A 26,193-nucleotide genomic window follows, 5' to 3' on the forward strand; every position below is an offset into this window, starting at 1 on the left:
CCGCAAAACCCTCGACTGGGCCACCCCCGCCCAACGCCTCGACCAACTCCTCGTTGCAACAACCACTTGACCACAAGGGGTCTCGATACGCCGCTCCGCGGCTACTCGACCAGCATGGTGCGGCTGCCGCCCGGCTAAAGCGCTCAGGCGGCGGCGATCCGCGCGTCCGCCGTGCGGCGCGCCCAGGCCTCGGCCTCGGCCAGCGACTCGCGGGTCAGCTCGCCGTCGACGGTGTGCGCGTCGACGACGGCCTCGACCGTCGCGAGGATGTCCAGGTAGCCGATCCGACCGGCGTGGAACGCCTGCACGGCCTGCTCGTTCGCGGCGTTGAAGACGGCCGGGTACGACGCCCCCGCGACTCCGACCTTCTTCGCGAGCCGGACGGAGGGGAAGGCCTCCTCGTCGAGCGGCTCGAACGTCCAGGACTGCGCGCGGGTCCAGTCCAGCGGCACGCCGACGCCGGCGACGCGGTGCGGCCAGTCGAGGCCGAGCGAGATCGGCAGCCGCATGTCGGGCGGCGACGCCTGGGCGATCGTGGAGCCGTCGACGAACTCGACCATCGAGTGGACGATCGACTGCGGGTGCACGGTCACGTCGATCCGGTCGTAGGGCACGTCGAAGAGCAGGTGCGCCTCGATCACCTCGAGGCCCTTGTTGACGAGCGTCGACGAGTTGGTGGTGACCACGAGGCCCATGTCCCAGGTCGGATGCGCAAGCGCCTCCGCCGGGCTGACGTCGCGGAGGGAGGCGCGGTCGCGCCCCCGGAAGGGACCGCCCGACGCGGTGAGCACCAGCCGGCGGACCTCGCGGTGCTCCCCGGCGAGCAGCGCCTGCGCGATCGCCGAGTGCTCGGAGTCGACGGGCACGAGCTGAGCGGGAGCGGCGAGCGAGGTGACCAGCTCGCCGCCGACGATCAGCGACTCCTTGTTCGCGAGGGCGAGGGTGCGGCCCTCCTCGAGCGCCGCGAGCGTCGGGCCGAGGCCGACGGAACCGGTGATGCCGTTCAGGACGACGTCCGCGTCGACCGAGCGGATCAGCTGCTCGGCCTCCGCGGCGCCGAAGGCGGTGTGCTCGACGCCGAAGTCGCGTGCCTGCCGGGCGACGACCTCGCGGTTGGATCCGGCGCCCAAGCCGACCACCTCGAAGCGGTCGCGGTTCGCGCCGATGACGTCGAGGGCCTGCGTGCCGATGGACCCGGTCGAGCCGAGGATGATGACCCTGCGCATCCGCCCATCCTGGCACGGCGGCCCTCGGCCCTCCCGGGTGCGGAGCCCCGCCGGGTCAGCTCACCGCGAGGATGTCCACCACGAAGACGAGGGTGTCCGTGCCGCTGATGCCCGCGTTCGCGTTGCCCGCCTCGCCGTAGCCCTTGTCCGGCGGGATGACCACGAGCACCTGCGAGCCGACGGTCTGGCCGACCACCGCCTCCTTGAAGCCCTCGATCACGTCGCCCGTGCCGAAGGACGCGGGCGTGCCCTTTCCCCAGCTCTGGTCGAAGATCTCGCCGGTGCCCCAGACCACGCCCTGGTACTGGACGATCAGCGAGTCGCCGTCGGCCACGGTCTGCCCGTCGCCCTTCTTGAGCACCTCGAGCTGCAGCTCGGCCGGCGGGTCGGTCGCGGGGATCGTCACCGTCGGGGTGCCGTCCTCGGCGAGCGCCACCGTCGGCAGCCCGTCGACCGGGGCCTGCGGCTCGCCGGTCGCGGCCGAGGGGACGATGCCCTCGACGTCGATGACCATCACGATGGAGTCGTCCGCGGCGATCCCGAGGTCGGTGCTGCCGGCGTCGCCGAACGCGTCGGCGGGCGGGACGACCGCGACGACGCGCGAGCCCACGGCGGCGCAGTTGACCGCCTTCACCAGGCCGGCCAGGTACTGCTCGGTGTCGACCTCGAAGGCCGCGCGGCCCCCGGAGGCGTAGCTGCTCGCCGAGAACTCCGCGCCGCTCGTGCCGTTGTAGAGGGTGTAGTCGACGAGGACGGTGTCGCCCTCGGCGACCGTCTCGCCGGTGCCGTCGATGACGGTGGTGCCCTCGGTCGCGTCGACGCTCATCGGGGTGGGGAAGACGGTGACCGGCTTGGTCCCGAAGTCGCCCGCCGCGTCCACCGCCTCGGACGCGTCCCCGGAAGAGATGCAGGAGAGCGGAGTCGGGCTCGCACTCGGGGTCGCCTCGGGGGTGCCGGGGGTGCCCGGCGTGCAGGCCGCGAGGCCGAGGGAGGCGCCGAGGACGGCGAGGATCGCGAGGGTTCTGCGCACGGGTGCACCTTTCCTGCCCGGCAGGGAGCGGGACGACGTCGGGGGGATCGGTCCATCCTGCGGGCTGCGCCTCTGCCCCGGCTGAACGATCCCTCCACGGCGCCCACCCGGTCGCGCCGCCCCGGAGCGTCCCCGGCCCCCTCCCCGGGAGCCGCGCCTAGCATGGAGGAATGCGTGAATTCTCGGTCCCCCAATCCCGCGCGCTCGTCACCGAGCTCCCCGGCCCCCGCTCGATCGCGCTGCAGGAGCGCCGCGTCGCCAGCGTCTCCCGCGGCGCCGGAGCCCTCGCCAACATCTACATGGATCACGCCTCGGGCGCCGTCCTGGTCGACGTCGACGGCAACCGCCTGATCGACCTCGGCTGCGGCATCGGCGTCACCACCATCGGCCACGCGCACCCCGCGGTCGCGGCCGCCGCCGCCGCGCAGGCCGAGAAGCTGACCCACACCCTCTTCACCGTGACCCCGTACGAGAACTACGTGCGGGTCGCCGAGAAGCTCGCCGAGATCACCCCCGGCGGCTTCGAGAAGCACTCGATCCTCGTCAACTCCGGCGCCGAGGCGGTCGAGAACGCGGTCAAGATCGCGCGCAAGCACACCGGCCGCCGCGCGATCGCCTCGCTCGACCACGCCTTCCACGGCCGCACCAACCTCACGATGGCGATGACCTACCGCCCCTGGCCCGAGCGCGCCGGCATGGGCCCGTTCCCCGGTGAGATCTACAGCCTCCCGATGAGCTACCCCTTCCGCGACCCCGAGGGCATGACGGGCGAGGAGGCGGCCGAGCGCTCGATCGACTACATCCGCACCCACATCGGCGCCGAGGAGCTGGCGGCGCTGTTCGTCGAGCCCATCCAGGGCGACGGCGGCATCATCATCCCGGCCGCCGGCTACTTCGAGCGGCTCTCGGAGTTCTGCACCGAGAACGGCATCGTCTTCGTCGCCGACGAGATCCAGGCCGGCATCGCCCGGACCGGCGCCTGGTACTCGATCGAGCACTTCGGCGTCGTCCCGGACCTCATCACCTCGGCCAAGGGCATCGCCGGCGGCTTCCCGCTCGCCGCGGTCACCGGGCGCGCCGAGATCATGGACGCCGTGCAGCCCGGCGGCATCGGCGGCACCTTCGGCGGAAACCCCGTCTCGACCGCGGCCGCGCTCGCCACCTTCGAGGCGATCGAGTCCGAGGGGCTCATCGCCGAGGCGCAGCGCGTCGAGCGCGCCCTGCAGGCCCGCATCGGCGACTGGGCCGAGCGCTTCGCCGTCGTCGGCGAGGTCCGCGGCAAGGGCGCGATGTTCGGCGTCGAGCTCGTGCACCCCGGCACGAAGAAGCAGAACCCGGAGGCGCTCTCCGCCGTCCTGAAGCACGTCACGACCAACGGCGTCATCGCCCTGGACGCCGGCAGCTGGGACAGCGTCCTGCGCATCATGCCGAGCGTGGTCATCAGCGAGGAGCTGATCGACGACGCCGCCGGTGTCATCGAGGAGGCGCTCGCCACCTTCGGCTGAGTCTCTCCCTCTGCGTCGACCTGCGGGCCGCTCCTCGTCACGAGGGGCGGCCCGCGGTCGTCCGCCCCGGCCCGCGAGAAGGGCCCCGCCGGAGCGGTCGGCGGAGCATGACCCGAGCGGCATGCACCCGCCGGTAGCGTCGGGCGAATGCCGACCGACGACGCTCCCGCACCGCCGACACCCCCGGGGATCGGCGTCTCCGCGCGCGTGGCCCGCTTCACGATGAGCCGCCTCGGCCGGATGATCTACCGCCCGATCGTCGAGGGCCGCGACAACGTCCCGCGCACCGGCCGGGTCATCCTCGCCAGCAACCACCTGTCGTTCATCGACTCCCCCGTCCTGACCCTGCTGGCGCCGCGGCCGGTGCAGTTCCTCGCGAAGGCCGACTACTTCACCGGCACCGGCGCACGCGGCGCCGCGTCGCGCTCGTTCTTCACGGCGGTCGGAGCGGTGCCCGTCGAGCGGGGCGCCGGCCAGGCCGCGCAGGAGGCCCTCGACCTCGGCCGCGCGATCCTCGAGCGCGACGAGGCGTTCGCCGTCTACCCCGAGGGCACGCGCTCGCGCGACGGCCGCCTCTACCGCGGGCGCACCGGAGTGGCGTGGCTCGCCCTCACCACCGGCGCACCGGTCGTGCCGGTCGGGCTGGTCGGCACCCAGGAGCTGCAGCCCGTCGGCTCGAGGATCCCCCGCCTGCACCGGATCACGGTGCGCTTCGGCGATCCGCTCGACCTCTCCCGGCACGGCTCGGCCGACTCGGGTCGCGCGCGCCGGCACGCGACCGACGAGGTGATGACCGCGATCCACGCGCTCTCGGGCCAGGAGGCCGCGGGCGTCTACAACGAGTCGCCGCCGGTCACCACGGTGGAGAAGATCCGGCGGGCGCTGCCGCACGAGCGGCGCTGACCGCTCCGGTCGCCGCCGCCCGAGCCCGCCAGGATCAGTGCGCGTCGGCCGCCGAGGTCTGCGGCTCGTGTCCCACGGGGAAGTTCACCGAGTTCGCGATGAAGCACAGCCGCGACGCCTCGCCGTGCAGCGACTGCGCGAGCTCGACCATCGACTCGTGCGCGACGCGGACCCGCGGCCGGAGGGTCACCGAGACGAAGCGCCCGCCCTCGCCCTCCTGCACCATCCGCCCGGCGGCGTCGTCGACGTACTCGGTCACGACGACGCCGTTCTTCACCGCGACGTGCAGGAACGAGAGCAGGTGGCACTGCGCGAGGGCGGCGAGCAGCAGCTGCTCGGGGTTCCAGCGGTCCGGGTCGCCGCGGAAGGGCTTGTCGGCCGAGGCGAGGATCGGCGGCGGGCCCTCGGCGACGAGGACGTTCTGGCGCCCGTAGTCCCGGTAGCCGCTGGTGCCGGTGCCGCGATTGCCCTCCCAGACGACGGATACGGCGTAATCGTGCTCCGCTTGCATCGGATCCCTCCTTCTCGGCCGTGGTTCAGGCCGGTCTCGACGGTCTGGACCCCTGCTCCTTCGAGGCCCGCGGGTACACTCGGGGGACCATGACAGACACGCTCGCTCCCCAGGTTCCCACGTCGGCCGTCCCCCAGGAGCGTCGCGTCGCGACCGAGATCCCGGGGCCGCGATCGAGGGCCCTGCACGAGCGCCGCCTCGCCGTCGTCCCCACCGGAGTCGGCACCGCGCTCCCCGTCTACATCGACCGCGCGCACGGCGCGATCCTCGTCGACGTCGACGGCAACCAGTTCATCGACCTGGGCGCCGGCATCGGCGTGACGACGATCGGCCACACCGACGACGCGGTCGTCGCCGCCGCCACCGCGCAGCTCGGCCGCCTCACCCACACGCTCTTCACCGTCACGCCCTACGAGCCGTACATCCGCGTCGCGGAGCTGCTCGGCGAGCACACCCCCGGCGACCACGCGAAGAAGACCGTGCTGGTCAACTCCGGCGCCGAGGCCGTCGAGAACGCGGTCAAGATCGCCCGCAAGCACACCGGCCGCCCCGGCGTCGCGGTGCTGGACCACGCCTACCACGGCCGCACGAACCTGACGATGGCGATGAACTTCAAGGCGCTCCCCTACGGACTCGGCTTCGGCCCGTTCGCGAGCGACGTCCACCGCGCGCCGAGCTCGTACCCCTACCACGACGGCCTCTCGGGCGCCGAGGCGGCCGAGCAGACGATCTCGTACCTCGAGAAGACGGTGGGTGCCTCCGCGCTGGCCTGCCTCGTCGTCGAACCCGTCCAGGGCGAGGGCGGCTTCATGGTCCCGGCGCAGGGCTTCCTGCCCGCACTGCAGGAGTGGTGCACCGCGAACGGCATCGTCTTCGTCGCGGACGAGATCCAGTCGGGCATGGCCCGCACCGGCGCCTGGTTCGCAAGCGAGCACTTCGGCCTGGTGCCGGACCTGGTGCTCTCGGCCAAGGGCATCGCAGGCGGCCTGCCGCTCGCCGGCGTCACCGGCCGGGCCGAGATCATGGACTCCGCGCAGGCCGGCGGCCTCGGCGGCACCTTCGGCGGCAACCCCGTCGCGGCGGCCGCCGCCGTCGCAGTCTTCGAGCGGATCGAGCAGGACGGCCTCCTCGCCGAGGCCGACCGGATCGGCGCCCGCCTCGGTGACGCGCTGCACGCCCTGCAGGGGCGCTACGACATCATCGGCGACGTGCGCGGCATCGGCGCGATGATGGCGATCGAGCTCGTCGAGCCCGGGACCGCGCAGACGACCAAGCGACCGAACACCGCGGCGGTCGCCGCGATCATCAACTACGCCGCCAAGCACGGAGTGCTCGTGCTCAGCGCCGGCACCTACGGCAACGTGGTGCGCTTCCTCCCCAGCCTCGCCCTCACGGACGAGCTGCTGGACGAGGCCGTGGCCGTGCTCGGCGAGGCGTTCGCGACCCTCTGAGCCCCGCCCGCTCCGTCGACGGCCCGGCCCCTCCGCCCAGGAGGCGCCGGGCCGTCGGGCAAGATGGGGGGATGTCCGCAGGTACCTTCACCCTCGCCGAGTCCGTCGAACTGGCGGTGGTCGAGCGCTCCGGCTTCGTCGAGTCGCGCCACGCCGGGTCGGCCGTGCTCCTCGACTCCGACGGCCGCGTCGCCCGCACGCTGGGCACCCCGACGGCGCCGGTCCTCCCCCGCTCCTGCCTGAAGCCCTTCCAGGCCCTCGCCGTGATGACCGCCGGCGTCGAGCTGAGCGGGGCGGAGGCGGTGATCGCGACCGCGAGCCACGCCGGCATCCCCCAGCACGTCGCCCTGGTGCAGAACCTGCTCTTCCGCGCGGGGCTCGACCACACCGCCCTGCAGTGCCCGGCCGACTGGCCGAGCGACTGGGCCTCGCGCACCAAGCTGCTGCGCGCCGGAGCCAGCGCGGACCCGCTGTACATGAACTGCTCCGGCAAGCACGCGGCGATGCTGCTCGCCTGCGTGCAGAACGGCTGGAGCACCGACGACTACCTCGAGCGCTCGCACCCGCTGCAGCAGCACATCGTGGACACGATCGAGCGTCTGACCGGCGAGCGGATCGCCGGCTCGGCCGTCGACGGCTGCGGCGCGCCGGTGCACGCACTGCCGCTGACCGCGCTGGCGAAGGGGATCTCGCGGATCGTCTCCTCCTCCCCCGCCTCCCCGTTCGGTCTCTACCGGCAGGCGGGCGTGCTCACCGAGGCGATCCTCGAGAACGCGTGGGCCCTGGACGGGCCGGGTCGCGACAACACCGTCGTGATCGAGCGGCTCGGCCTGGTCGCGAAGCTCGGCGCGGAGGGGGTGCTCGTGATGGCCTCGCCCGACGGAACGACGGTCGCGCTGAAGATCCTCGACGGCAGCCTGCGCGCCGCCACGGTGGTCGCGCTCAAGCTGCTGGTGGAGGCGGGCACCGTGGACCGCACGGCGGCGAACGAGGTGCTGGTGCGGCTCAACCCGGTCGTCACCGGCGGCGGCAAGCCGGTCGGCGCGGTCCGCGCCTCCTACGTCTGAGGCGCCGGGGCGCCGCCGGAGCGGCCGGTCGCGCCGCTACTGCGTGCGCGCCAGCCGCTTCGCCCGGGCCGCCGCCGACACCTGCGTGACGACGACGATGAGGATCGCCAGCACGAACACCGCCGAGGCGATCACGTTCGCCTCGGCGGGGATGCCGCGGGCCGCCGCGATGTAGATGTACTTCGGGAACGTGGTGACGGACCCGGAGTTGAAGTTCGTGATGATGAAGTCGTCGAAGCTCAGCGCGAACGAGAGCAGAGCCGCCGCGAGGATGCCGGGCAGCAGCAGCGGGAAGGTGATCCGCCAGAAGACCTGGGCCGGTGAGGCGTAGAGGTCGCGCCCCGCCTCCTCGAGCCGGGGGTCGAGGCTCGCGACACGCGCCTTCACCGTCACCACGACGAAGCTGATGCAGAACATCGTGTGCGCCAGGATGATCGTGACCAGGCCCTTCTCGGTGCCGAGCGCGAGGAACTGGGCGGCGAGTCCGGCGCCGAGCACCACCTCTGGAGTGGCCATCGGCAGGAACAGCAGCAGGCTGATCGCCGAGCGGAACCGGAAGCGGAACCGCACGAGTGCGATGGCGATCATCGTCCCTAGTGCGGTGGCCAGCACCGTCGCGACGACGCCGACCAGCAGGCTGTTCCCGAACGCCGTCATCACCTCCTCGCTCGTCCAGGCCGAGACCCACTTGTCGAAGGTGAAGCCCCGCCAGGCGAGGTTGCTCTTGCCCGAGTCGTTGAACGAGTAGACGAAGGTGTAGCCGATCGGGATCAGCAGGAAGATCAGGGCGAGGGCGGTGTAGATCCCGAGCCCGAGGCCCTTGAAGCGGCGCGGGCCTCGCACCGGCGCCGGAGCGGGTGCCCCCAGCGCCTCCTGGGCGCTCGCGACGGGGCGGTCGGCGGTGGCGGTCACAGGAGGTCCTCCGTTCCACTGCGCTTCACGTAGAAGCCGACGATGACCAGGATCACGGCCATCAGCACGATCGAGAGCGCGGCCGCGGCCGGATAGTTCTCGAGGGTGAGGAAGTTCGCCTCGATCGCGTTGCCCACCATCGAGGTCTGCGACGAGCCGAGGAAGTCCCGGCTCGCATTGATGTAGTCGCCCGCGGCCGGGATGAAGGTGAGCAGCGTGCCCGAGACGATGCCGGGCATCGAGAGCGGCACCGTGACCTTCCAGAACACCGAGGCGGGGTGCGCGTAGAGGTCGGAGCCGGCCTCGAGGAGCCGGGTGTCCAGCCGCTCCAGCGTCGTGTACAGCGGCAGGGTCATGAAGGGGATGAAGTTGTAGGTGATGCCGAAGACGACGGCGATCGGGGTTCCCGTGAGGTGGCCGTCGGAGGGCAGGATCGCGACGGTCTTGAGCGCCTGCACGAGCGGGCTCTCGTCGGCGAGGATCTGCTTCCACGCCAGCGTGCGCAGCAGGAAGCTGATGAAGAACGGGGCGATCACCAGCGTCAGCAGCAGGTTCTGCAGCAGCGGCCACGGCCGCGCCTTCACCCCGATGAAGTAGGCGAGCGGGTAGCTGATGACGAGCGCGAGCACCGTGGCGATCAGCGCGTAGCCGAAGGAGCGGATCGCGTGCGGCCAGTAGTCGGCCATCACGACGAGGTAGTTCTGCCAGGCGAAGCCCGGCGCGTACTCGCCGATGTCGCCGTCCGGCACCTCGACCTGGAACGAGGTCAGCACGAGCGAGATCAGCGGCGTCAGGAAGAAGAGCAGCATGTAGACGATGCCCGGCAGCAGGAGCACGAGGGCGATCGTCGACCGCCGGCGGACCGGCGGATCGAGCGTGTCGGCAGAGCCGGTCGCGAACGCTGCGAAGGCCATGCCTACGCCCCTCCGGAGCGTCCGGCGAGCAGCCCGCGCTTCTGCAGGGCGATCGAGCGGGTGGAGTCGTCGGCGGCGAAGCGGGGCACGGTGCCCGGCTCGTCGGCCAGACCGAAGCCGTGCTCGATGCTCCAGCTGACCCAGACCTGCGCGCCCTCGCCGACGACCGGCCCGAAGACCATGTTCTGGGCGAAGACGACGATCGAGCCGAGCGTCGGGATCTCGATCGTGTACTGGGTGCTGACGCCGCTGAAGGAGACGTCGATGACGCGGCCCGGCCCGAGCACGTTGCGGTCCGGCGAGTCGGCCGGCGCCTCCGTGAGCAGCTGGAGCTTCTCGGGGCGGACGCCGATCGTCATCTCCCCGGACTCGCGAGCGGCACGGGCGGTGGGCACGACGATCCGGGCGTCACCGGCCGCGATCGTCAGCGCGGTGGCGGTCGAGCCGACGACCTCGCCGGTGAAGAGGTTCGACTGGCCGAGGAAGTTCGCGACGAAGACGGTGCGCGGGAGCTCGTAGAGCGCCTCGGGGGCGCCCATCTGCTCGATCCGGCCCTTGTTCATCACGGCGACGGTGTCGGCCATGGTCATGGCCTCCTCCTGGTCGTGCGTGACGTGCAGGAAGGTGAGGCCGACCTCCTCCTGGATCGACTTCAGCTCGAGCTGCATCTGGCGGCGGAGCTTGAGGTCGAGCGCGCCGAGCGGCTCGTCGAGGAGCAGGAGCGCGGGCCGGTTGACGATGGCCCGGGCGAGGGCGACCCGCTGCTGCTGCCCGCCGGAGAGCTGGGCCGGGCGGCGCTGTGCGAGGTGGTCGAGCTCGACCAGCCGGAGCGCCTCGTGCGCCTTGCCCACCGGGTCGTCGATCCGGCGGCGCTTGAGGCCGAAGGCGACGTTCTCGAGGATCGACATGTGCGGGAACAGCGCGTAGGACTGGAAGACCGTGTTGACCGGGCGCTGGAAGGTCTTGGTGGCCGTGACGTCCTTCCCGCCGATGAGGATCCGGCCGGCGCTGGGCTCCTCGAGGCCCGCGACGAGGCGCAGGGTGGTCGTCTTCCCGCAGCCGGAGGGCCCGAGGAGGGCGAAGAAGGAGCCCGCGGGGATCGTCAGATCCAGCGAGTCGATGGCGGTGAAGCCCGGGTACTGCTTGCTGATCCCGACCAGTTCGAGGTCGGCGCCGCGCTCGGCGAAGGTTCCCATCGCCATCAGATGCCCAGCAGCACTTTCTGGAACTCGGCCTGGTAGTCCTTCTCCTCGTCCGCGGTGAGCGTCCGGAAGATGTGGGACTGCGCGAGCGTGTCCTCGTCGGGGAAGATCAGCTGGTTCTCGGCCAGCTCCGGGTCGATGCTCTCCATGGCGTCCTTCGCTCCGTCGACGGGGGTGATGTAGTTGACCCAGGCGGCCACCTCGGCGGCGACCTCCGGCTCGTAGTAGTAGTTCATCAGCGCTTCCGCGTTGGCCTTGCGCTGGGAGCCCATCGGCACGACGAACGTGTCGTTCCACAGGGTGCCGCCGGAGTCGGGGAGCGCGAACTCCCACTTGTCGCCGGCCTCGGTGTTGATCAGCGTGATGTCGCCGGACCAGCAGATCGCCGCGAGGGTGTCCTCGTTCTGCAAGTCGTTCAGGTACGCGTTGCCCTTGATGTTGCGGATCTGGCCCTCGTCGACCTGCTTCCGGAAGACGTCGATCGCGTTCATGAACTCGTCGTCCCCCCAGGAGCCGGCGATGTCGGTGCCCTGGGCGAGCATGATCAGCCCGATGGTGTCGCGCATCTCGCTGAGCACGCCGACCCGGCCGCGCAGTGCCGGATCCCAGAGGTCCTCGACGCTCGCGAGTCCGTTCGGCAGCTTCTCCTTGTTCCAGCAGATCCCGGCGAAGCCGGCCTGGAACGGGAGCGAGAGGTGGCGGCCCGGATCGAAGTCCGGGTTCGCGAGCGAGGGGGTGAGGTTCGCGATGTTCGGGATGTTCGCGTGGTCGAGCTCCTGGATGTAGCCGCGCCGGGCCAGCCGAGAGACCATCCACTCGGTCAGGCAGACGGTGTCGGCGCCGATGTACTGGCCGAGCGCGAGCTGGTCCTTGACCTTGCCGTAGTAGGAGTTGTTGTCGTCGACCGCGACGTTGTAGGTGACGGAGATGCCGGACTGCTCCTCGAACGCCGTCAGCGTCGGGTAGCCGCCGTCGTCGTCCTCGTCGAGGTAGGCCGGCCAGTTGTCCCAGACCAGTCTCGGATCGGAGGCGGACTCGTCGACCGCGGCGGTGGGGGCGGCCCGCGAGACCGGGGCGCAGCCGGCGAGCGCCAGCGCGCCGACGCCGAGCCCGAGGCCGCCGAGGACCGCGCGCCGCGAGAGCATCGCGCGCCGCTCCCGCTCGCGGGATCGTGCGACGGCGATGGCCTCGCGGAGGACGGGGTCCCTCGGGAGAGGACGGGTCATGGCTGCGGCTCCTGACTGCGTCGGTGCTCGGGCCCACCGGCGTGAACGTGGGGAAATACTGGCACAGTGCTCGGACGTCTGTCGATGACGGACGGAGGAGATCGGTGATCTGGAAACATGATTGTCACGAAATCCGCGCTCCGAGGGCTCTCCGACCACGGATTCCTCCCGTTCGGAGCCGATGGTCAGGACGCCGGGGCGTCCGGCCAGCGCGCACGACGAAGACGGTCGTCCACCAGGAGCAGCACCCTGTCGCCCGCGCAGAGAGGTGCCGGCGGGAGCGGACCCAGCACGACCCGCGCCTCGGCCGGGGGGGGAGGTCGAGCACGACGGGCGCACCTGCGCGGAGGCGGGCGAGGAGCGCCCTCGCCACGGACCACTCCGCGACCGACCCGAGGATCGCCGCCCCGGCCGGAGGCAGCCCGTTCACCACCGCCGGGACCGGGAGCGCGGGGACACCGGCCGCGGTGAGCCTCGCCCGCAACGCTCCCGCGCGGTTCGTCAGGACGGCGGTGGGCTCCTCGCCCGTCGGCACGACCGGCACGGCCGCCGGACGCCTGCCCGACGGCGACGGCGGCGGCGCGAAGACCTGGATCCGCTCCCCGCGCCACCAGCCGCCGCCCGGGGGCAGGTCGCCGCGGTACGGCTCGCCGTGCAGCGCGAGCAGCTGGTGCTCCTGCCGGTGTGCGGCGCGCAGCAGCAGGACGTCGTCGAAGGAGTCCCGGAGACCGGCGAGACCGTCGGTCGCCCGGCGGGCGGTGGCGACGATCGGCTCCCCGCCGGAGCGGAGCGCCGTCTGCAGGGCGTCGAGGAGTCGCCGGCGCTCGTCCTCGGTGCAGCGTCGCAGCAGCAGATCCAGGTCGTCGAGCAGGAGCGGACCGGACGGCCCCTCCTCGGCGACGATCGCGTCCCAGGCCCCCTCGGCGTCGAGCGGGCCGACCGTGCGAGCGCCGAGCTGCGCGGCGACCGTGCGGAGCGCGCCGCTGCGACCGGAGCCCGCTGCTCCGAGGACGAGGAGGGAGCGGTGATCGAGGTGGACGACGTCCTGGCGCTGCTCGGCCGGGCGGTCGACGACGCCGAGCGCGATCCGGCCCGTCCGCCGGTGCTCCGGCAGGGGGATTCGGTCGGGCAGCGGATCGAGCCAGGGCCGGTGCGCCGGGGCCGACCCGGCGCCGCTCCGCCTCGCCCTGGCGATGTCGTCCTCCTGCGCGAGGGCCGCCTGGATCAGCTGGCCGCGTCCACCGATCGACACCACGCACCGACCCGCCGCGCGGTGCGGGATCCGCGCGGCGGCGTCCGAGCCGATCAGTGCTCGCGAGTCGGCGGCGTCGTGCACCCGGAGCGCGATCCGGAGACCGCAGTTCGCCGCGACCGCGTCGCGGACGACGCCGACCGGCCGCTGGGTGCAGAGCACGAGGTGGACGCCGAGCGAGCGCCCGCGCGCGGCGATGTCGGCGAAGGTGCGGTGCAGCTCCGGTGCGCGCTCCAGCACGACCGCGCACTCGTCGACGACGACGACCAGCCGGGCGAGCACACCGGGTGCCAGCCGGGCGATGTCCGGGACGCCGCGCTCGGCGAGGACCACCTCGCGACGCCGCAGCTCGGCGGCGATGCTGGTGAAGGCGCGGAGAGCCCCCTCGGTGTCGAGATCGGTGATCACCCCGGTCACGTGCGGGAGGGGCCGGAGCGCGCTGAACCCCGCGCCGCCCTTGAAGTCCGCGAGCAGGAACGTCACGGCGGTCGGCGGGTGCCGGATCGCCAGTCCCACGACCCAGGCGATCAGGAGCTCGCTCTTGCCGCTCCCCGTCGTCCCGCCGACCACGGCGTGCGGCCCGTCGCGGACCAGATCGATCTCGATCGGGCCGCTCGGCGTCCGCCCCAGCAGCACCGGGAGGCCCGTGCCGTCGTCGGGTCCGTCCCGGTCACCGAGGTCGGAGAGCAGCACCGTCCCCGGGAGCTCCGCCGGTCCTGCGCCACGGGCGGCGGCGAGCGACTCGGCGTAGCCGCGCGCCTGCTCCGCGGCCACGAAGTCGACGACCAGCGGCTCCGTGGTGCCGGGCCCTCTCCGGCCGACGACGCTCGCGACGCCGGCTCCGCCGAGCTGCACGATGCAGCGGCACCGCTTCGGCAGCTCGGCCGCCGTGCCGGCGAGGGCGAGGACGGCGTCCGCCTCGGTCGCCGCGTCCTCCTCCAGGACGGCGAGGGTGAGCGGCGCGCCGACCGACCGCGTGTGCGGGAGAGCGCGGAGGCAGCGCCAGCCGGTTCCGGCCGGCAGCTCGATGCGGAGGGCTTCCGGCGCCACGAGCTCCGCGATCTGCACCAGGAGCCCCCGCACCAGCGCGCGGGTGAGGACGGCGGGGCCGACGACGCCGATCCCCGAGGACATCCCTGCCAGCAGCACCTCCCCGTCCTCCCATGCGCCCTCGCCGGTCCCCCTCGCCCGACCGAGCACGACCTCGAGTCCCGCCGCCGGCCGGCGCCAGCGGGCGTCCGCCGGGACGCGCTGCTCGAGGACGTCGAGCGGGAGCGGCGACGCGCGGCGGAGGGCGGCGACCTCCTCCGCCCGCGCCTTGGCCGTCGCGACGGTGTGCTCCGCGAGCTCCCGGGAGTAGCGCTCCGCCTCCCGCCGCGCGGTGCGGCGGCGGAGACGGGCCGCGTCGAGGAAGGAGGCGAGCGCGATCACGGGCCCGAGAGCGGCGAGGGCCAGCGTGTACGGCGACGAGGTCAGCGCGTACAGCACGAGGGACGACAGCACCGGGGTCAGCGCAGCGATCCACGGGAACGGCGGCCGCGGCAGCGTGCTCGGCGGAGTGGGCGGCAGGAGCCGTGCCCGGGGGTGCTGGATCGTCATGCGACCAGCGAAGCGGACGCCGGCTCCGCGCGGTGGGTCAGCGGGTGATCGGTGGACGGTTCGAGGCTGTGGAGGAGCCGTCGACCCGCTCCACCGCCATCTCCACCGAGGACAGCAGGAGCCTGCTGCCGATCTTCGCACGGTAGCGGCGGCCCGCCTCGAGCGGGAGCGGGGCCTGCGTCGGGGCGACCAGCACGGTGCCGTTGGCCGACCAGCGATCGCTGACCCACAGGCCGCCCTCGTCGAAGCCGAACTCGAGGTGCGTCTTCGAGAGCGAGCGCGTCGGATCGGGGACCGCGAGGATGTGCCGGAAGGTCTCGCCCGCATCCGGCAGCGGCTGACGGCCGATGAGACCGCTGCCGGTGACGATGGCGTGCTGCCCGGAGGCGAAGATCAGCTTCACGAGCCCCTGACTCGGCGGCGCCATGGGCGCCCCGGGAGCGGGCCGCCGGTGCCGGCCCGGCGCGAGACCGGGGAGCCAGGCACGGCGCGAGGGGTCGAGGACGGTGGTGTCGCCGGTCGACGCGGGGCGGGAGGCGCCGGGAGTCGCGTGCGAGGCCACCGAGGTGCCGCACTCTCCGCAGAGGATCGCCCCGGGATCGAGGGTGGAGCCACACGTGCTGCAGATCACCGAGACCACCCCTCCTCGACCCATGCTACCCGGGGCTCCGGCGGGCCTCCCGGGTCCTCGATCAGTCGCTCTCGCCGGTGACGGCGAGCACGTCGACGACGATCACCGTCACGTTGTCGCGTCCACCGTTGCCGAGCGCCGCCTCGACCAGCCCGTCGGCGGCGTCCTGGGCCGTCTCCGCGGTGGAGAGCACGTGCTCGAGGCCCGCGTCCGTGAGCTCCTTGGTCAGGCCGTCCGAGCAGATCAGCAGCCGCGACGGGGCGATGACGGGGACCAGGCGGTAGTCGGGGACGGGCGGCTCGTGGAAGCCGACCGCCCGGGTGATCACGTTGCTGTGCGGGTGCACGTCGGCCTCGTCCCGGGTGATCAGGCCGGCATCGACGAGCTCCTGGACGATCGAGTGGTCGACCGTCAGCTGGACCAGGGCGCCCTGGACGCAGAGGTAGACGCGCGAGTCGCCGATGTTGAAGACGGACCAGTAGGGCTCGCCGCCCACGGCGGTCAGTGCCGCTCCGGTGACGGTGGTCCCGGTCCCGCCGTCGGCGGTGCGCGACTGGCGGGCGATGTCGTCCACGGCCTCACGGAGTGCGCGGTCGATCTCCTCCGCTCCCACGGTGCTGCCGGTCGCGGCGAGGGAGAGCCGGGACACGACGGCGTCGCTCGCCACCTCTCCGGCCGCGTGACCGCCCATCCCGTCGGCGACGGCGAAGAGCGGTGTCTTCGCGAGGTAGCTGTCCTCGTTGGCGCTGCGCACCAGGCCGACCTCGGTGCGCGCCGCCCAGCCGAGGGTGACCTCCGCGGAGGGCGTGTCCGAGGACCAGGCCGAGACGGGGACGGTCACCGACGCTCGGCTGCGGCCGATCTGCGTCATCGCGTCTCCTCGCCTCCGCCGGCTCCGCGCACGCGGGCCGATCCCTCCGATGCTAGCGGCTGTGCGAGCACTGGAGACGCCCGCTCAGCGGCGCTCCGCAGCGCCCCCGCGGAGGATCGGACCGACCGTGCCCCGCGTGGGCGAGAGCGCTTCCGCGACAGTGGATTCCGTCATCCGGGACGCCTCGCCGATGCGGATTCACTTGCCGGGCCCCGACGAGGCTGCCAGGATCATCGCATGAGCCCCTCCCGCCCTCCTGCGCCGCGCCCGCTCCAGCTCGACGACGTGTCCAAGGCGATCATCGAGCAGCTGCAGGCCGACGGCCGGCGCTCCTACGCCGAGATCGGCAAGGCGGTCGGGCTCAGCGAGGCGGCGGTCCGCCAGCGGGTGCAGAAGCTGACCGAGTCGGGCGTGATGCAGATCGTCGCCGTGACCGACCCGATGCAGCTCGGCTTCTACCGGCAGGCGATGATCGGCGTCCGCGTCACGGGGGACACCAGGGTGGTCGCGGACAGCCTCGCGGCGATCCCCGCGGTGGACTACGTGGTGCTGACGGCCGGCACGTTCGACATCCTCGCCGAGGTCGTCTGCGAGAACGACGACGACCTGATCGCCCTGCTCAACCAGGAGATCCGGTCGCTCCCGGGGGTGCTCTCGACCGAGACCTTCGTCTATCTGAAACTCCACAAGCAGTTCTACAACTGGGGAACGCGGTAACCGATGACCACAGAGACAGCATTCTCGAGCCAGGGCCTCGCGTCCGGCGATCCGGTGAAGGGCGAGGACGCCCCGGCCGGCTTCGACGACGCGGCGCTGCAGAAGAAGGCCAAGGACCACCTCTGGATGCACTTCACCCGGCAGTCGGTGATGGACTCCGGCGCGGGGGTCCCCATCATCACCCGGGGTGAGGGCCATCACATCTGGGACAGCACGGGCCGGAAGTACTTCGACGGGCTCTCCGGGCTCTTCGTCGTCAACGCGGGCCACGGCCGGCGTCGGCTCGCGGAGGCCGCGGCCAAGCAGGCGGCCGAGCTCTCGTTCTTCCCGCTCTGGTCGTACGCGACGCCCTCGGCGATCGAGCTCGCCGATCGCCTCGCGGATCACGCACCGGGCGACCTCAACCGCGTGTTCTTCTCGACCGGTGGCGGTGAGGCCGTCGAGACGGCCTTCAAGCTGGCGAAGCACTTCTGGAAGCTCCAGGGCAAGCCCGGCAAGCACAAGGTGATCTCGCGCTCGGTCGCCTACCACGGCACCCCGCAGGGCGCCCTGGCGATCACCGGCATCCCGGCGATGAAGGCGATGTTCGAGCCGATCGTGCCCGGCGGCTTCCGCGTGCCGAACACCAACTTCTACCGCGCGCCCCAGCATGGCGACGACCTGGAGGCCTTCGGCGTCTGGGCCGCGGACCGCATCGAGGAGATGATCGAGTTCGAGGGCCCCGAGACGGTCGCCGCCGTCTTCCTCGAGCCGGTGCAGAACTCCGGTGGCTGCTTCCCCCCGCCGCCCGGCTACTTCCAGCGGGTGCGCGAGATCTGCGACCGGCACGACGTGCTCCTCGTCTCGGACGAGGTGATCTGCGCCTTCGGGCGGATCGGCCACATGTTCGCCTGCGACGAGTACGGCTACGTGCCGGACATGATCACCTGCGCGAAGGGCATGACCAGCGGCTACTCCCCCATCGGCGCCACCATCGTCAGCGACCGCATCTACGAGCCCTTCCGGCACGGCGAGGTCTCCTTCCCGCACGGCTACACCTTCGGCGGGCACCCCGTCTCGGCCGCGGTCGCGCTGGAGAACCTCGACATCTTCGAGGAGGAGAAGCTCAACGAGAACGTGCGGGAGAACTCGCCGCTCTTCCGCTCCACGCTCGAGAAGCTGCTCGACCTGCCGATCGTCGGCGACGTCCGCGGCGCGGGCTACTTCTTCGGGATCGAGCTGGTCAAGGACAAGACGACCAAGGAGACCTTCGACGCCGAGGAGTCCGAGCGCCTGCTCCGCGGCTTCCTCTCGAAGGCGCTCTTCGACGCCGGCCTGTACTGCCGGGCGGACGACCGCGGCGACCCCGTCGTGCAGCTCGCGCCGCCGCTCACCATCGGACCGAAGGAGTTCGACGAGATCGAGCAGATCCTGCGCTCCGTGCTGACGGAGGCCTGGGCGCGACTCTGACGTGCTCGTGTGCGCCGCCGGAGGGACTGGCGGCGCGCACGAGCACGCCGGACGCGCCTCACGCGGCACGGCGGCCCTCGGCGGCCCACGGGCACGGCTCGCCGCCCTCGAGAGCGGCTGCGAGGATCCGCGAGTCGTGATCGTGCGGGTCGAGGCGGACCGCCTCCCGCGCGAGGAGCGCCGCTGAGCGGATCGACCCCGACGACCAGTGGAGCGTGGCGAGCAGGACCAGCAGCGGTCCCCGCTCGGTCCCCGGCGCCGCCGCGGCCGCGTGCGCGATGAGCCCGATGACGGACGGCGCAGCGGCGCGGTCGGGAGAGGCGACGAGTCGGATCACCCGCTCCCGCCCTTCCCGCCGTTGCGCACCGACGATGAGCGCGGCGAGCGCGCGGGTCCGCGGCTGCCAGGGACGACCCGCGGCTGCACGCAGCAGAAGGGACTCGACGTCGGCCGTCACCGCCTCGGGGAGACGAGCGCGCGGGTGCCGGTCGAGCAGCGCGTCCACCTCCGCCGCGATCGCGAGCGCCTCCCCTCTGTCGACGGCCGGCAGCAGTTCCGCCGAGGGGGTGTCGCCGGCCCTCCTGAGGATCGTCGTTCCGGTGCCCGGCCGAGTCGGGCGGCGTGCGCCCGAGGGGACGAGCACCTCTACGGCGAGTCCGACCTGCTGCGCTCGACTGCTCAGCGCACCGAGGAGCGCACTCGCGGACGGATCGAGTCGGCCGCTCGAGAACAGCGCGATCACCACGCACTCCACACGCCCGAAGCGCCCGAGGGCCCCGATCCAAGCCCGAGCGGCTCGTGTCGGATCGCCGACAGCGAGGTCGAAGCGGAGGGCGCCGGTGGGCGTCCCGCCCCTCACCGGGAGGAGGACGACGCTCTCGTGGGGCGGATGCCCGAGCAGGCGAGGGATCGCCGCGAGCACGGCGCTGTGATCGACGGGGTGGACCGGAGGCGATGCAGTGGATGTCATGCGGCAACGGTGGCGGGCCCGGCGTCGCTGCGGGGCGGGGCCCACGGCGACCGGAAGACAGATCGCCGGAACGCCGCCTGTGGAGGACGCAGGCCCACCGCGCCCGGACGCGCGCACACCTGCTGATCGACCGGCCGCAGCCGATCGCGCGGACATGCTGGTCGAGTAGCCCCGCAGGGGCGTATCGAGACCCGCCCACCGTCAGCACGGCGGGACTGCGAGGCCGGTGGATCTCGACGCGCCCGTTCCGTCCTCCACAGGCCGCCGAGCTGCGAAGCCGTCCACCGATGTCCGATTCCCGCCGGTCGGCCGCGGGTCCCGCGGATACTCTCGTGGCATGAGAACGACTCCCCTGCACGTGCGCCGCACCGTCAGCCCCCTCGGCCGGATCGAGGTCGGCAGCGACGGCGAGTCGATCGTCTCGCTCGCGATCGAGAACGGCGGAACCCTCCCGCACGACCACCTGCCCGACGGCTCGCTCCCCGTCCTCTGCAGCGCGGTCGACCAGCTCGACGCGTACTTCGCCGGAGAGCGGCGCACCTTCGACCTGCCGCTGCTGCTGCGCGGGACGCCCTTCCAGCTGGAGATCTGGGGAGCGCTCCAGGGCATCGGCTTCGGCGAGATCACCTCCTACGGCGCCCTCGGGCAGGCGACAGGACGGCTCCGCTCCGGCCGGCCCATCGGCGGCGCCGTCGGCGCGAACCCGATCCCGATCCTCGTCGGCTGCCACCGGGTGCTGGCCGGAGACGGCCGGATCACCGGCTTCAGCGCCGGCGAGGGCGTCGCCACGAAGGCCTGGCTGCTCGATCACGAGGGGATCGCGCACCGATGACGGCCGAGGACGGGCTGATCACCGATGCGGACGGGACCGTCCGCTGCGGCTGGAGCGGCGACGACGCCGAGTACCGCCGCTACCACGACGAGGAGTGGGGCGTCCCCCTGCACGGGGACCGTCCGCTCTTCGAGAAGATCTGCCTCGAGGGCTTCCAGGCGGGGCTCTCCTGGATCACCATCCTCCGGAAGCGGCCTCGGTTCCGCGAGGTCTTCCACGGCTTCGATCTCGATGTCGTCGCAGCGATGAACGAGGACGACGTGGACCGCCTGATGGACGACGCCGGCATCATCCGCAGCCGCCCCAAGATCCTCGCGACCATCGGCAACGCACAGTCGGCCGTCGCCCTGCGCGAGCGCGACGGCGAGGGCGCGCTCGACCGCCTGGTCTGGTCGTTCGAGGAGGACACGCCGCCCGGCCGCGTCGTCCGCCCCGCCGACGTCCCCACCTCGACGCCGGCGTCCCTCGCGCTCTCGAAGGCGCTGCGGAAGGCCGGCTTCCGCTTCGTCGGTGCGACGACCATGTACGCGCTGCTGCAGTCGGCCGGCGTCGTCGACGACCACCTCACCGGGTGCTTCCGCGCCCGCTCCTGACGCTCAGGCCGAGCGCACGACGAGATCCAGCTCGCCGCTGCCGGCGTTCGGCGCCAGCTCGAACCCGCGGGACGCCGCCCACTCGATCAGCTCGGCGAGGGAGTCGGTCTCGACGCCGTCCTCCGCGAGCGCGCGGACGAAGAGACCCTTGCCCTGCTTGTTGAAGTGGTTCAGGTTGCGCAGCTGCCCCATCGCGTCGCGCGACCGCACCCGGACGAAGAAGCGCCCCTCCCCCGGCTGCAGCGGCCCGAGCGCCGCGTAGGACTCGCTGCGCAGGTCGAGGACGAGACCCGGGAGCGCCGACAGCTCGCGCCCCGCCTCGGCAGCCCACCAGCGCTTGAGCGGCATCCCGGGGATACGCGAGTCGTGCGACAGCCGGTAGGCGGGGATGCCGTCGAGGCCCCGGACGGGACCCCAGAGCGCGGACTGCACCACGACGATCCGGCCGAGGACGCCGCGCGCCCCGGCCGAGAGCGACGCCGCCTCGAGCGCGTCGAACAGCACACCGTCGAAGCGGTCCACCGCGGGCATCGCCGGCGCGGTCGGCAGTGCCGCGTTGCGCTCGATCTCGCCGAACTGCCGGGGACCGAGCTTCAGTGCGCGGGACGCCGCGTCCCGGTCGCCGGCGAGCGCGACCAGCGCGTCGCGCAGCGCGACGCGACGATCGGTCAGCCCCGGGAACGACAGCTCCTCGACCCGGAACTCGGCCGATCCGCCGTCGCGCTTGGTCTCGGACGGGGGAAGCAGGACGTGCACGGGACTCCTCGGGAGGACGGCGTGCGAGAGCGCACGCGGGGGACGCGGCGAGGGGACGCCGCGGACGACGGAGGGGCCGGGCGATCGCGATGATCACCCGGCCCCTCCGGTCGCCGCTCGAGGCGGCGGGTCGTCAGACCAGCGCGGCCTCGCGGGCCACGACGGTGACGACGTCGTTCTCGACGGACAGGAAGCCGTCGTCCGCCTGCGCGGTGATCCGAGTCCCGTCGGCTGCCGTGACGCGCACCTCACCGGAGGCGAGGATCGCGAGCATCGGCTCGTGTCCGACCAGGATGCCGATCTCGCCCTCGACGGTGCGGGCCGAGATCTGCTTCGCCTCGCCCGCCCAGACCTCCGCGTTCGCGGAGACGACGCTGACCTTCAGGAACGCGGCCATGATCAGCCGTTCTCCTTCTGGATCTGGGCCCACTTCTCCTCGACGTCCGTGATCGGGCCGACGTTGAAGAACGCCTGCTCCGCCACGTGGTCGAACTCGCCGCGGGCGATCGCGTCGAACGACTCGATGGTGTCCTTCAGCGGGACGGTCGAGCCCTCCACGCCGGTGAACTTCTTCGCCATGTAGGTGTTCTGCGAGAGGAACTGCTGGATCCGGCGCGCACGCGACACCGTGATCTTGTCCTCCTCGGAGAGCTCGTCGACGCCGAGGATCGCGATGATCTCCTGCAGCTCCTTGTTCTTCTGCAGGATCTGCTTGACGTTCGTGGCCACGCGGTAGTGGTCGGCACCCAGGTAGCGGGGGTCGAGGATGCGCGAGGTCGAGGTCAGCGGGTCGACGGCCGGGTAGAGGCCCTTCGACGCGATCTCACGGGAGAGCTCGGTCGTCGCGTCGAGGTGCGCGAACGTCGTGGCCGGCGCCGGGTCGGTGTAGTCGTCGGCGGGGACGTAGATCGCCTGCAGCGAGGTGATCGAGTGTCCGCGCGTCGAGGTGATGCGCTCCTGGAGCACACCCATCTCGTCGGCGAGGTTCGGCTGGTAGCCCACCGCGGAGGGCATGCGGCCCAGCAGGGTCGACACCTCCGAGCCGGCCTGGGTGAAGCGGAAGATGTTGTCGATGAAGAGCAGCACGTCCTGCTTCTGCACGTCGCGGAAGTACTCCGCCATCGTCAGCGCGGACAGCGCGACGCGGAGGCGGGTTCCCGGCGGCTCGTCCATCTGGCCGAAGACGAGGGCCGTCTTGTCGAAGACGCCCGCCTCCTCCATCTCGGCGATGAGGTCGTTGCCCTCACGGGTGCGCTCGCCGACACCGGCGAACACGGACACTCCACCGTGGTCCTGCGCGACGCGCTGGATCATCTCCTGGATGAGGACGGTCTTGCCGACGCCCGCTCCGCCGAACAGGCCGATCTTGCCGCCCTGCACGTACGGAGTGAGGAGGTCGATGACCTTGATGCCGGTCTCGAAGAGCTCGGTCTTCGACTCGAGCTGGTCGAACGCCGGGGGCTTGCGGTGGATCGGCCAGCGCTCGGTGATCTCGAACGACTGTCCGTTGATCGTGCCGTCGGCGTCAGCGTTGAGCACCTCGCCGATCACGTTGAAGACCTTGCCCTTGGTCACGTCGCCGACCGGGACCGAGATCGGCAGGCCGGTGTCGTGGACCTCCTGGCCGCGGACGAGTCCGTCGGTCGGGTTGAGCGAGATGGCGCGGACGAGGTCGTCGCCCAGGTGCTGCGCGACCTCGAAGGTCAGCTTGGACGAGACGCCCTCGACCTCGACGTGCGTGTAGAGCGCGTTGTAGACCTCGGGGATCGCGTCGTGGGGGAACTCGATGTCAACGACGGGGCCGGTGACGCGGGCGATACGGCCGACGGCCCCGCCCGGAGTCCCGGTCGCCGCCTCAGGTGCGGTCAGTGTCATTGCTTCTTCCTTCTGTGGTCTCACCGCACCCGGAGGGCGGAGGCTTCGTGTCGGGGAGGTGCGCCGTCTACTTCGAGGACGACAGGGCGTCGGCGCCGCCGACGATCTCGGCGATCTGCTGCGTGATCTCGGTCTGGCGCGCGTTGTTGGCGAGCCGGGTGTACGTCTTGATGAGCGTGTCGGCGTTGTCGCTCGCCGACTTCATCGCCTTCTGGCGCGCCGCGTGCTCGGACGCCGCCGACTGCAGCATCGCGTTGAAGATGCGGCTCTCGACGTAGACCGGCAGGAGGCGGTCCAGGACCGTCTCGGGGTCGGGCTCGAACTCGTAGAGCGGGTACAGATCGGTGTTCTGATCCTCGGCGCCCTCGACGACCTCGAGCGGCAGGAGCCGGACGACGGTCGGCTGCTGGGTGACCATGCTGACGAAGCGGTTGTACACGAGGTGGATCTCGTCCACTCCGCCCTCTTCGTCATCGAGGTTGTAGGAGTCGACGACCGCGTCGGCGATCTCCTTCGCCGTCTCGAACACCGGCTGGTCGGTGCCACCCGTCCAGATGCGGACGCTCGGACGCCGGCGGAACGAGAAGTACGCGTTCGCCTTGCGGCCGACCAGGTAGAAGACGACCTCCTTGCCCTCGCTGCGCAGCAGCGAGGCCAGCTCCTCCGCCTCCTTGAGCACGCTCGAGGAGAACGCGCCCGCGAGGCCGCGGTCGGAGGTGAAGATCACGATCGCGGCCGTGTCGAGCTTCTCGCGCTCGGTCGTGAGCGGGTGCTCGACGTTCGAGTAGGTCGCGACGGCCGACACGGCGCGCGTGATGGCGTTCGAGTACGGAGCCGCGGCGGCGACGCGGTTCTGCGCCTTCTGGATGCGCGAGGCCGAGATCAGCTCCATGGCGCGGGTGATCTTCTTGGTCGTCTGGGCCGAGCGGATCTTCGACCGGTAGACCCGGAGTTGCGCTCCCATGTGTCTCCTGTTGTCCTTCTCTGAATCGTCAGGGGGCCGCTGTTAGCGACGGCCCTTGACGATCTTCTCCTGGCCGACCTCGTCGGCCGAGATCGCCTTGTGCTCCTCGCGCCCGACCGAGGCGAGCGGCTTGCCCTCACCGGTCTGGAACTCGAGCTTGAAGCCGTCGACGGCACGGTGCAGCTCGGCGACGGTGTCGTCGGAGAGCACGTTGGTGTCGCGCAGCGTGGAGAGGACCTGCGTGTTGCGGCCCAGGTAGTCGAGCAGCTCGCGCTCGAAGCGCAGCACGTCGGGGACGGGCACCTCGTCGAGCTTGCCGTTCGTTCCGGCCCAGATCGAGACGACCTGCTCCTCGACGGGGTACGGCGAGTACTGCGGCTGCTTGAGGAGCTCGGTGAGGCGGGCGCCGCGGGCGAGCTGACGACGCGAGGCGGCGTCGAGGTCCGAGGCGAACATCGCGAAGGCCTCGAGCGAGCGGTACTGCGCCAGCTCGAGCTTCAGCGTTCCGGAGACCTTCTTGATCGACTTGACCTGGGCGTCACCGCCGACTCGCGACACCGAGATGCCCACGTCGACCGCCGGACGCTGGTTGGCGTTGAAGAGGTCGGACTGGAGGAAGATCTGGCCGTCGGTGATCGAGATCACGTTGGTCGGGATGTACGCCGAGACGTCGTTCGCCTTGGTCTCGATGATCGGGAGACCCGTCATCGAGCCGGCGCCGAGCTCGTCGGACAGCTTCGCGCAGCGCTCCAGCAGGCGGGAGTGCAGGTAGAAGACGTCGCCGGGGTACGCCTCGCGTCCCGGCGGGCGGCGCAGGAGGAGCGACACGGCGCGGTAGGCCTCGGCCTGCTTCGACAGGTCGTCGAAGATGATCAGGACGTGCTTGCCGCCGTACATCCAGTGCTGGCCGATGGCCGAGCCGGTGTAGGGGGCGAGGTACTTGAAGCCGGCGGGGTCCGAGGCGGGGGACGCGACGATCGTCGTGTACTCCATCGCTCCGGCGTCCTCGAGCGCGCCCTTCACCGAGGCGATGGTCGAGCCCTTCTGGCCGATGGCGACGTAGATGCAGCGGACCTGCTTGTTCGTGTCGCCGGACTCCCAGTTGGCCTTCTGGTTGATGATCGTGTCGATCGCGATGGCCGTCTTGCCGGTCTGGCGGTCGCCGATGATGAGCTGGCGCTGTCCGCGGCCGACGGGGATCATCGCGTCGATGGCCTTGATGCCGGTCTGCAGCGGCTCGTGGACCGACTTGCGCGACATGACGCCGGGGGCCTGGAGCTCGAGGGCGCGGCGGCCCTCGGAGGCGATGTCGCCGAGTCCGTCGATCGGGTTGCCGAGCGGGTCGACGACGCGGCCGAGGTAGCCGTCGCCGACGGGGACGGAGAGGACCTCGCCGGTGCGGGTCACCTCCATGCCCTCCTCGATGCCGGAGAACTCGCCGAGGACGACGACGCCGATCTCGTTCTCGTCGAGGTTCTGAGCGAGGCCCAGCACGCCGTTGGAGAACCGGATCAGCTCGTTCGCCATGACGCCGGGGAGTCCCTCGACGTGGGCGATGCCGTCGGCGGCGTCGATGACGTAGCCGACCTCGGTGGTGGACGCCTTGCCCGGCTCGTACGACGAGACGAAGTCCTTCAGCGCGTCGCGGATCTCATCCGGGCTGATGGTGATATCTGCCATGGGAATTCCTATTCGTTGGGTCCGTGCGAGCCGAAGCGGTCGTCGGGGCCTGACCTG

General features: G+C 71.7%; 24 protein-coding genes. 8 read left to right on the forward strand and 16 right to left on the reverse strand.

What is annotated here, in order from left to right:
* Positions 1–143: 143 nt before the first annotated feature.
* Together MT351_RS16240 and MT351_RS16245 are read right to left on the reverse strand one after the other, a co-directional pair.
* The gene (locus tag MT351_RS16240; RefSeq protein ID WP_243582663.1) at positions 144–1,226 is read right to left on the reverse strand and encodes a 1-deoxy-D-xylulose-5-phosphate reductoisomerase; all 1,083 of its coding nucleotides are present in this window, start codon (positions 1,224–1,226) and stop codon (positions 144–146) included.
* A gap of 55 nt (positions 1,227–1,281) precedes the next feature.
* Complete coding sequence (locus MT351_RS16245) at positions 1,282–2,256, reverse strand: FKBP-type peptidyl-prolyl cis-trans isomerase (protein ID WP_243582664.1); 975 nt, start codon at positions 2,254–2,256, stop codon at positions 1,282–1,284.
* A gap of 170 nt (positions 2,257–2,426) precedes the next feature.
* Between MT351_RS16245 and MT351_RS16250 the strand changes: the two genes are divergently transcribed.
* Both MT351_RS16250 and MT351_RS16255 read left to right on the forward strand, forming a co-directional pair.
* Complete coding sequence (locus tag MT351_RS16250; protein ID WP_243582665.1) at positions 2,427–3,761, forward strand: aminotransferase class III-fold pyridoxal phosphate-dependent enzyme; 1,335 nt, start codon at positions 2,427–2,429, stop codon at positions 3,759–3,761.
* Positions 3,762–3,908: 147 nt separating this feature from the next.
* Entirely contained in the window at positions 3,909–4,664 is a 756-nt protein-coding gene (locus tag MT351_RS16255; protein WP_123735374.1) for a 1-acyl-sn-glycerol-3-phosphate acyltransferase, read from the forward strand.
* A 34-nt stretch (positions 4,665–4,698) separates the two neighbouring features.
* Here the strand turns inward: MT351_RS16255 and MT351_RS16260 are convergent, their stop codons facing one another.
* On the reverse strand, positions 4,699–5,175 hold the full coding sequence (locus tag MT351_RS16260; protein WP_123702936.1) for an OsmC family protein: 477 nt from the start codon (positions 5,173–5,175) through the stop codon (positions 4,699–4,701).
* Positions 5,176–5,264: 89 nt separating this feature from the next.
* On the opposite strand from MT351_RS16260, the gene gabT reads away from it, so the two are divergent.
* Both gabT and MT351_RS16270 read left to right on the forward strand, forming a co-directional pair.
* Positions 5,265–6,626: a 4-aminobutyrate--2-oxoglutarate transaminase gene (gene gabT / locus MT351_RS16265; protein ID WP_243582666.1), complete on the forward strand. Its 1,362-nt coding sequence runs from the start codon at positions 5,265–5,267 to the stop codon at positions 6,624–6,626.
* 71 nt (positions 6,627–6,697) lie between these two features.
* Complete coding sequence (locus tag MT351_RS16270) at positions 6,698–7,693, forward strand: asparaginase (protein WP_243582667.1); 996 nt, start codon at positions 6,698–6,700, stop codon at positions 7,691–7,693.
* A gap of 36 nt (positions 7,694–7,729) precedes the next feature.
* Here MT351_RS16270 and MT351_RS16275 read toward each other — a convergent pair whose 3' ends face one another.
* The 7 genes from MT351_RS16275 to MT351_RS16305 form a co-directional block, all read right to left on the reverse strand.
* Positions 7,730–8,497, reverse strand: coding sequence for an ABC transporter permease (locus tag MT351_RS16275; RefSeq protein ID WP_243582724.1), 768 nt, complete (start codon positions 8,495–8,497; stop codon positions 7,730–7,732).
* Positions 8,498–8,601: 104 nt separating this feature from the next.
* Entirely contained in the window at positions 8,602–9,519 is a 918-nt protein-coding gene (locus tag MT351_RS16280; protein WP_123732044.1) for an ABC transporter permease, read from the reverse strand.
* Between the two features lie 2 nt (positions 9,520–9,521).
* Positions 9,522–10,721: an ABC transporter ATP-binding protein gene (locus MT351_RS16285; RefSeq protein WP_243582668.1), complete on the reverse strand. Its 1,200-nt coding sequence runs from the start codon at positions 10,719–10,721 to the stop codon at positions 9,522–9,524.
* Positions 10,721–11,947 carry a PotD/PotF family extracellular solute-binding protein gene (locus tag MT351_RS16290; RefSeq protein WP_132435738.1) on the reverse strand — a complete coding sequence of 409 codons (1,227 nt, stop codon included), beginning with the start codon at positions 11,945–11,947 and terminating at the stop codon, positions 10,721–10,723. Before MT351_RS16290 ends, MT351_RS16285 begins: the two co-directional genes overlap by 1 nt.
* A 124-nt stretch (positions 11,948–12,071) precedes the next feature.
* On the reverse strand, positions 12,072–14,798 hold the full coding sequence (locus MT351_RS16295; RefSeq protein WP_243582669.1) for an FtsK/SpoIIIE domain-containing protein: 2,727 nt from the start codon (positions 14,796–14,798) through the stop codon (positions 12,072–12,074).
* Between the two features lie 37 nt (positions 14,799–14,835).
* Complete coding sequence (locus MT351_RS16300; RefSeq protein ID WP_165909011.1) at positions 14,836–15,360, reverse strand: hypothetical protein; 525 nt, start codon at positions 15,358–15,360, stop codon at positions 14,836–14,838.
* A gap of 130 nt (positions 15,361–15,490) precedes the next feature.
* Positions 15,491–16,300, reverse strand: a complete 810-nt coding sequence (locus MT351_RS16305) for a PP2C family serine/threonine-protein phosphatase (protein ID WP_123735369.1) — start codon at positions 16,298–16,300, stop codon at positions 15,491–15,493.
* Positions 16,301–16,537: 237 nt separating this feature from the next.
* On the opposite strand from MT351_RS16305, the gene MT351_RS16310 reads away from it, so the two are divergent.
* Together MT351_RS16310 and MT351_RS16315 are read left to right on the forward strand one after the other, a co-directional pair.
* On the forward strand, positions 16,538–17,017 hold the full coding sequence (locus MT351_RS16310; protein WP_123445514.1) for an Lrp/AsnC family transcriptional regulator: 480 nt from the start codon (positions 16,538–16,540) through the stop codon (positions 17,015–17,017).
* A 126-nt stretch (positions 17,018–17,143) separates the two neighbouring features.
* Positions 17,144–18,466, forward strand: a complete 1,323-nt coding sequence (locus tag MT351_RS16315) for an aspartate aminotransferase family protein (protein WP_243582725.1) — start codon at positions 17,144–17,146, stop codon at positions 18,464–18,466.
* Between the two features lie 58 nt (positions 18,467–18,524).
* Here MT351_RS16315 and MT351_RS16320 read toward each other — a convergent pair whose 3' ends face one another.
* Entirely contained in the window at positions 18,525–19,436 is a 912-nt protein-coding gene (locus tag MT351_RS16320) for a DUF4192 family protein (protein ID WP_243582670.1), read from the reverse strand.
* 337 nt (positions 19,437–19,773) lie between these two features.
* Here MT351_RS16320 and MT351_RS16325 point away from each other — a divergent pair, with 337 nt between their 5' ends.
* Both MT351_RS16325 and MT351_RS16330 read left to right on the forward strand, forming a co-directional pair.
* Positions 19,774–20,268: a methylated-DNA--[protein]-cysteine S-methyltransferase gene (locus MT351_RS16325; protein WP_123445511.1), complete on the forward strand. Its 495-nt coding sequence runs from the start codon at positions 19,774–19,776 to the stop codon at positions 20,266–20,268.
* A complete protein-coding gene (locus MT351_RS16330; protein WP_243582671.1) occupies positions 20,265–20,861 on the forward strand; it encodes a DNA-3-methyladenine glycosylase I in 597 nt (198 codons plus the stop codon). Before MT351_RS16325 ends, MT351_RS16330 begins: the two co-directional genes overlap by 4 nt.
* 3 nt (positions 20,862–20,864) lie before the next feature.
* Here the strand turns inward: MT351_RS16330 and MT351_RS16335 are convergent, their stop codons facing one another.
* The 5 genes from MT351_RS16335 to atpA all read right to left on the reverse strand — a co-directional run bounded on the left by MT351_RS16335 (position 20,865) and on the right by atpA (position 26,136).
* Entirely contained in the window at positions 20,865–21,617 is a 753-nt protein-coding gene (locus MT351_RS16335) for a YaaA family protein (RefSeq protein WP_243582672.1), read from the reverse strand.
* 133 nt (positions 21,618–21,750) lie between these two features.
* Complete coding sequence (locus MT351_RS16340; protein WP_123735364.1) at positions 21,751–22,014, reverse strand: F0F1 ATP synthase subunit epsilon; 264 nt, start codon at positions 22,012–22,014, stop codon at positions 21,751–21,753.
* A 2-nt stretch (positions 22,015–22,016) separates the two neighbouring features.
* Positions 22,017–23,492 carry a F0F1 ATP synthase subunit beta gene (atpD, locus tag MT351_RS16345; RefSeq protein ID WP_123445507.1) on the reverse strand — a complete coding sequence of 492 codons (1,476 nt, stop codon included), beginning with the start codon at positions 23,490–23,492 and terminating at the stop codon, positions 22,017–22,019.
* 67 nt (positions 23,493–23,559) lie between these two features.
* Positions 23,560–24,456 (reverse strand): F0F1 ATP synthase subunit gamma, encoded by an 897-nt coding sequence (locus MT351_RS16350; RefSeq protein WP_123445506.1) that lies wholly within the window; start codon positions 24,454–24,456, stop codon positions 23,560–23,562.
* A 42-nt stretch (positions 24,457–24,498) separates the two neighbouring features.
* A complete protein-coding gene (atpA, locus tag MT351_RS16355; protein WP_123702905.1) occupies positions 24,499–26,136 on the reverse strand; it encodes a F0F1 ATP synthase subunit alpha in 1,638 nt (545 codons plus the stop codon).
* Positions 26,137–26,193 lie beyond the last annotated feature (57 nt).

It is taken from the genome of Rathayibacter sp. VKM Ac-2926 (genome assembly GCF_022815565.1).
Classification (GTDB): Bacteria; Actinomycetota; Actinomycetes; order Actinomycetales; family Microbacteriaceae; genus Rathayibacter; species Rathayibacter festucae.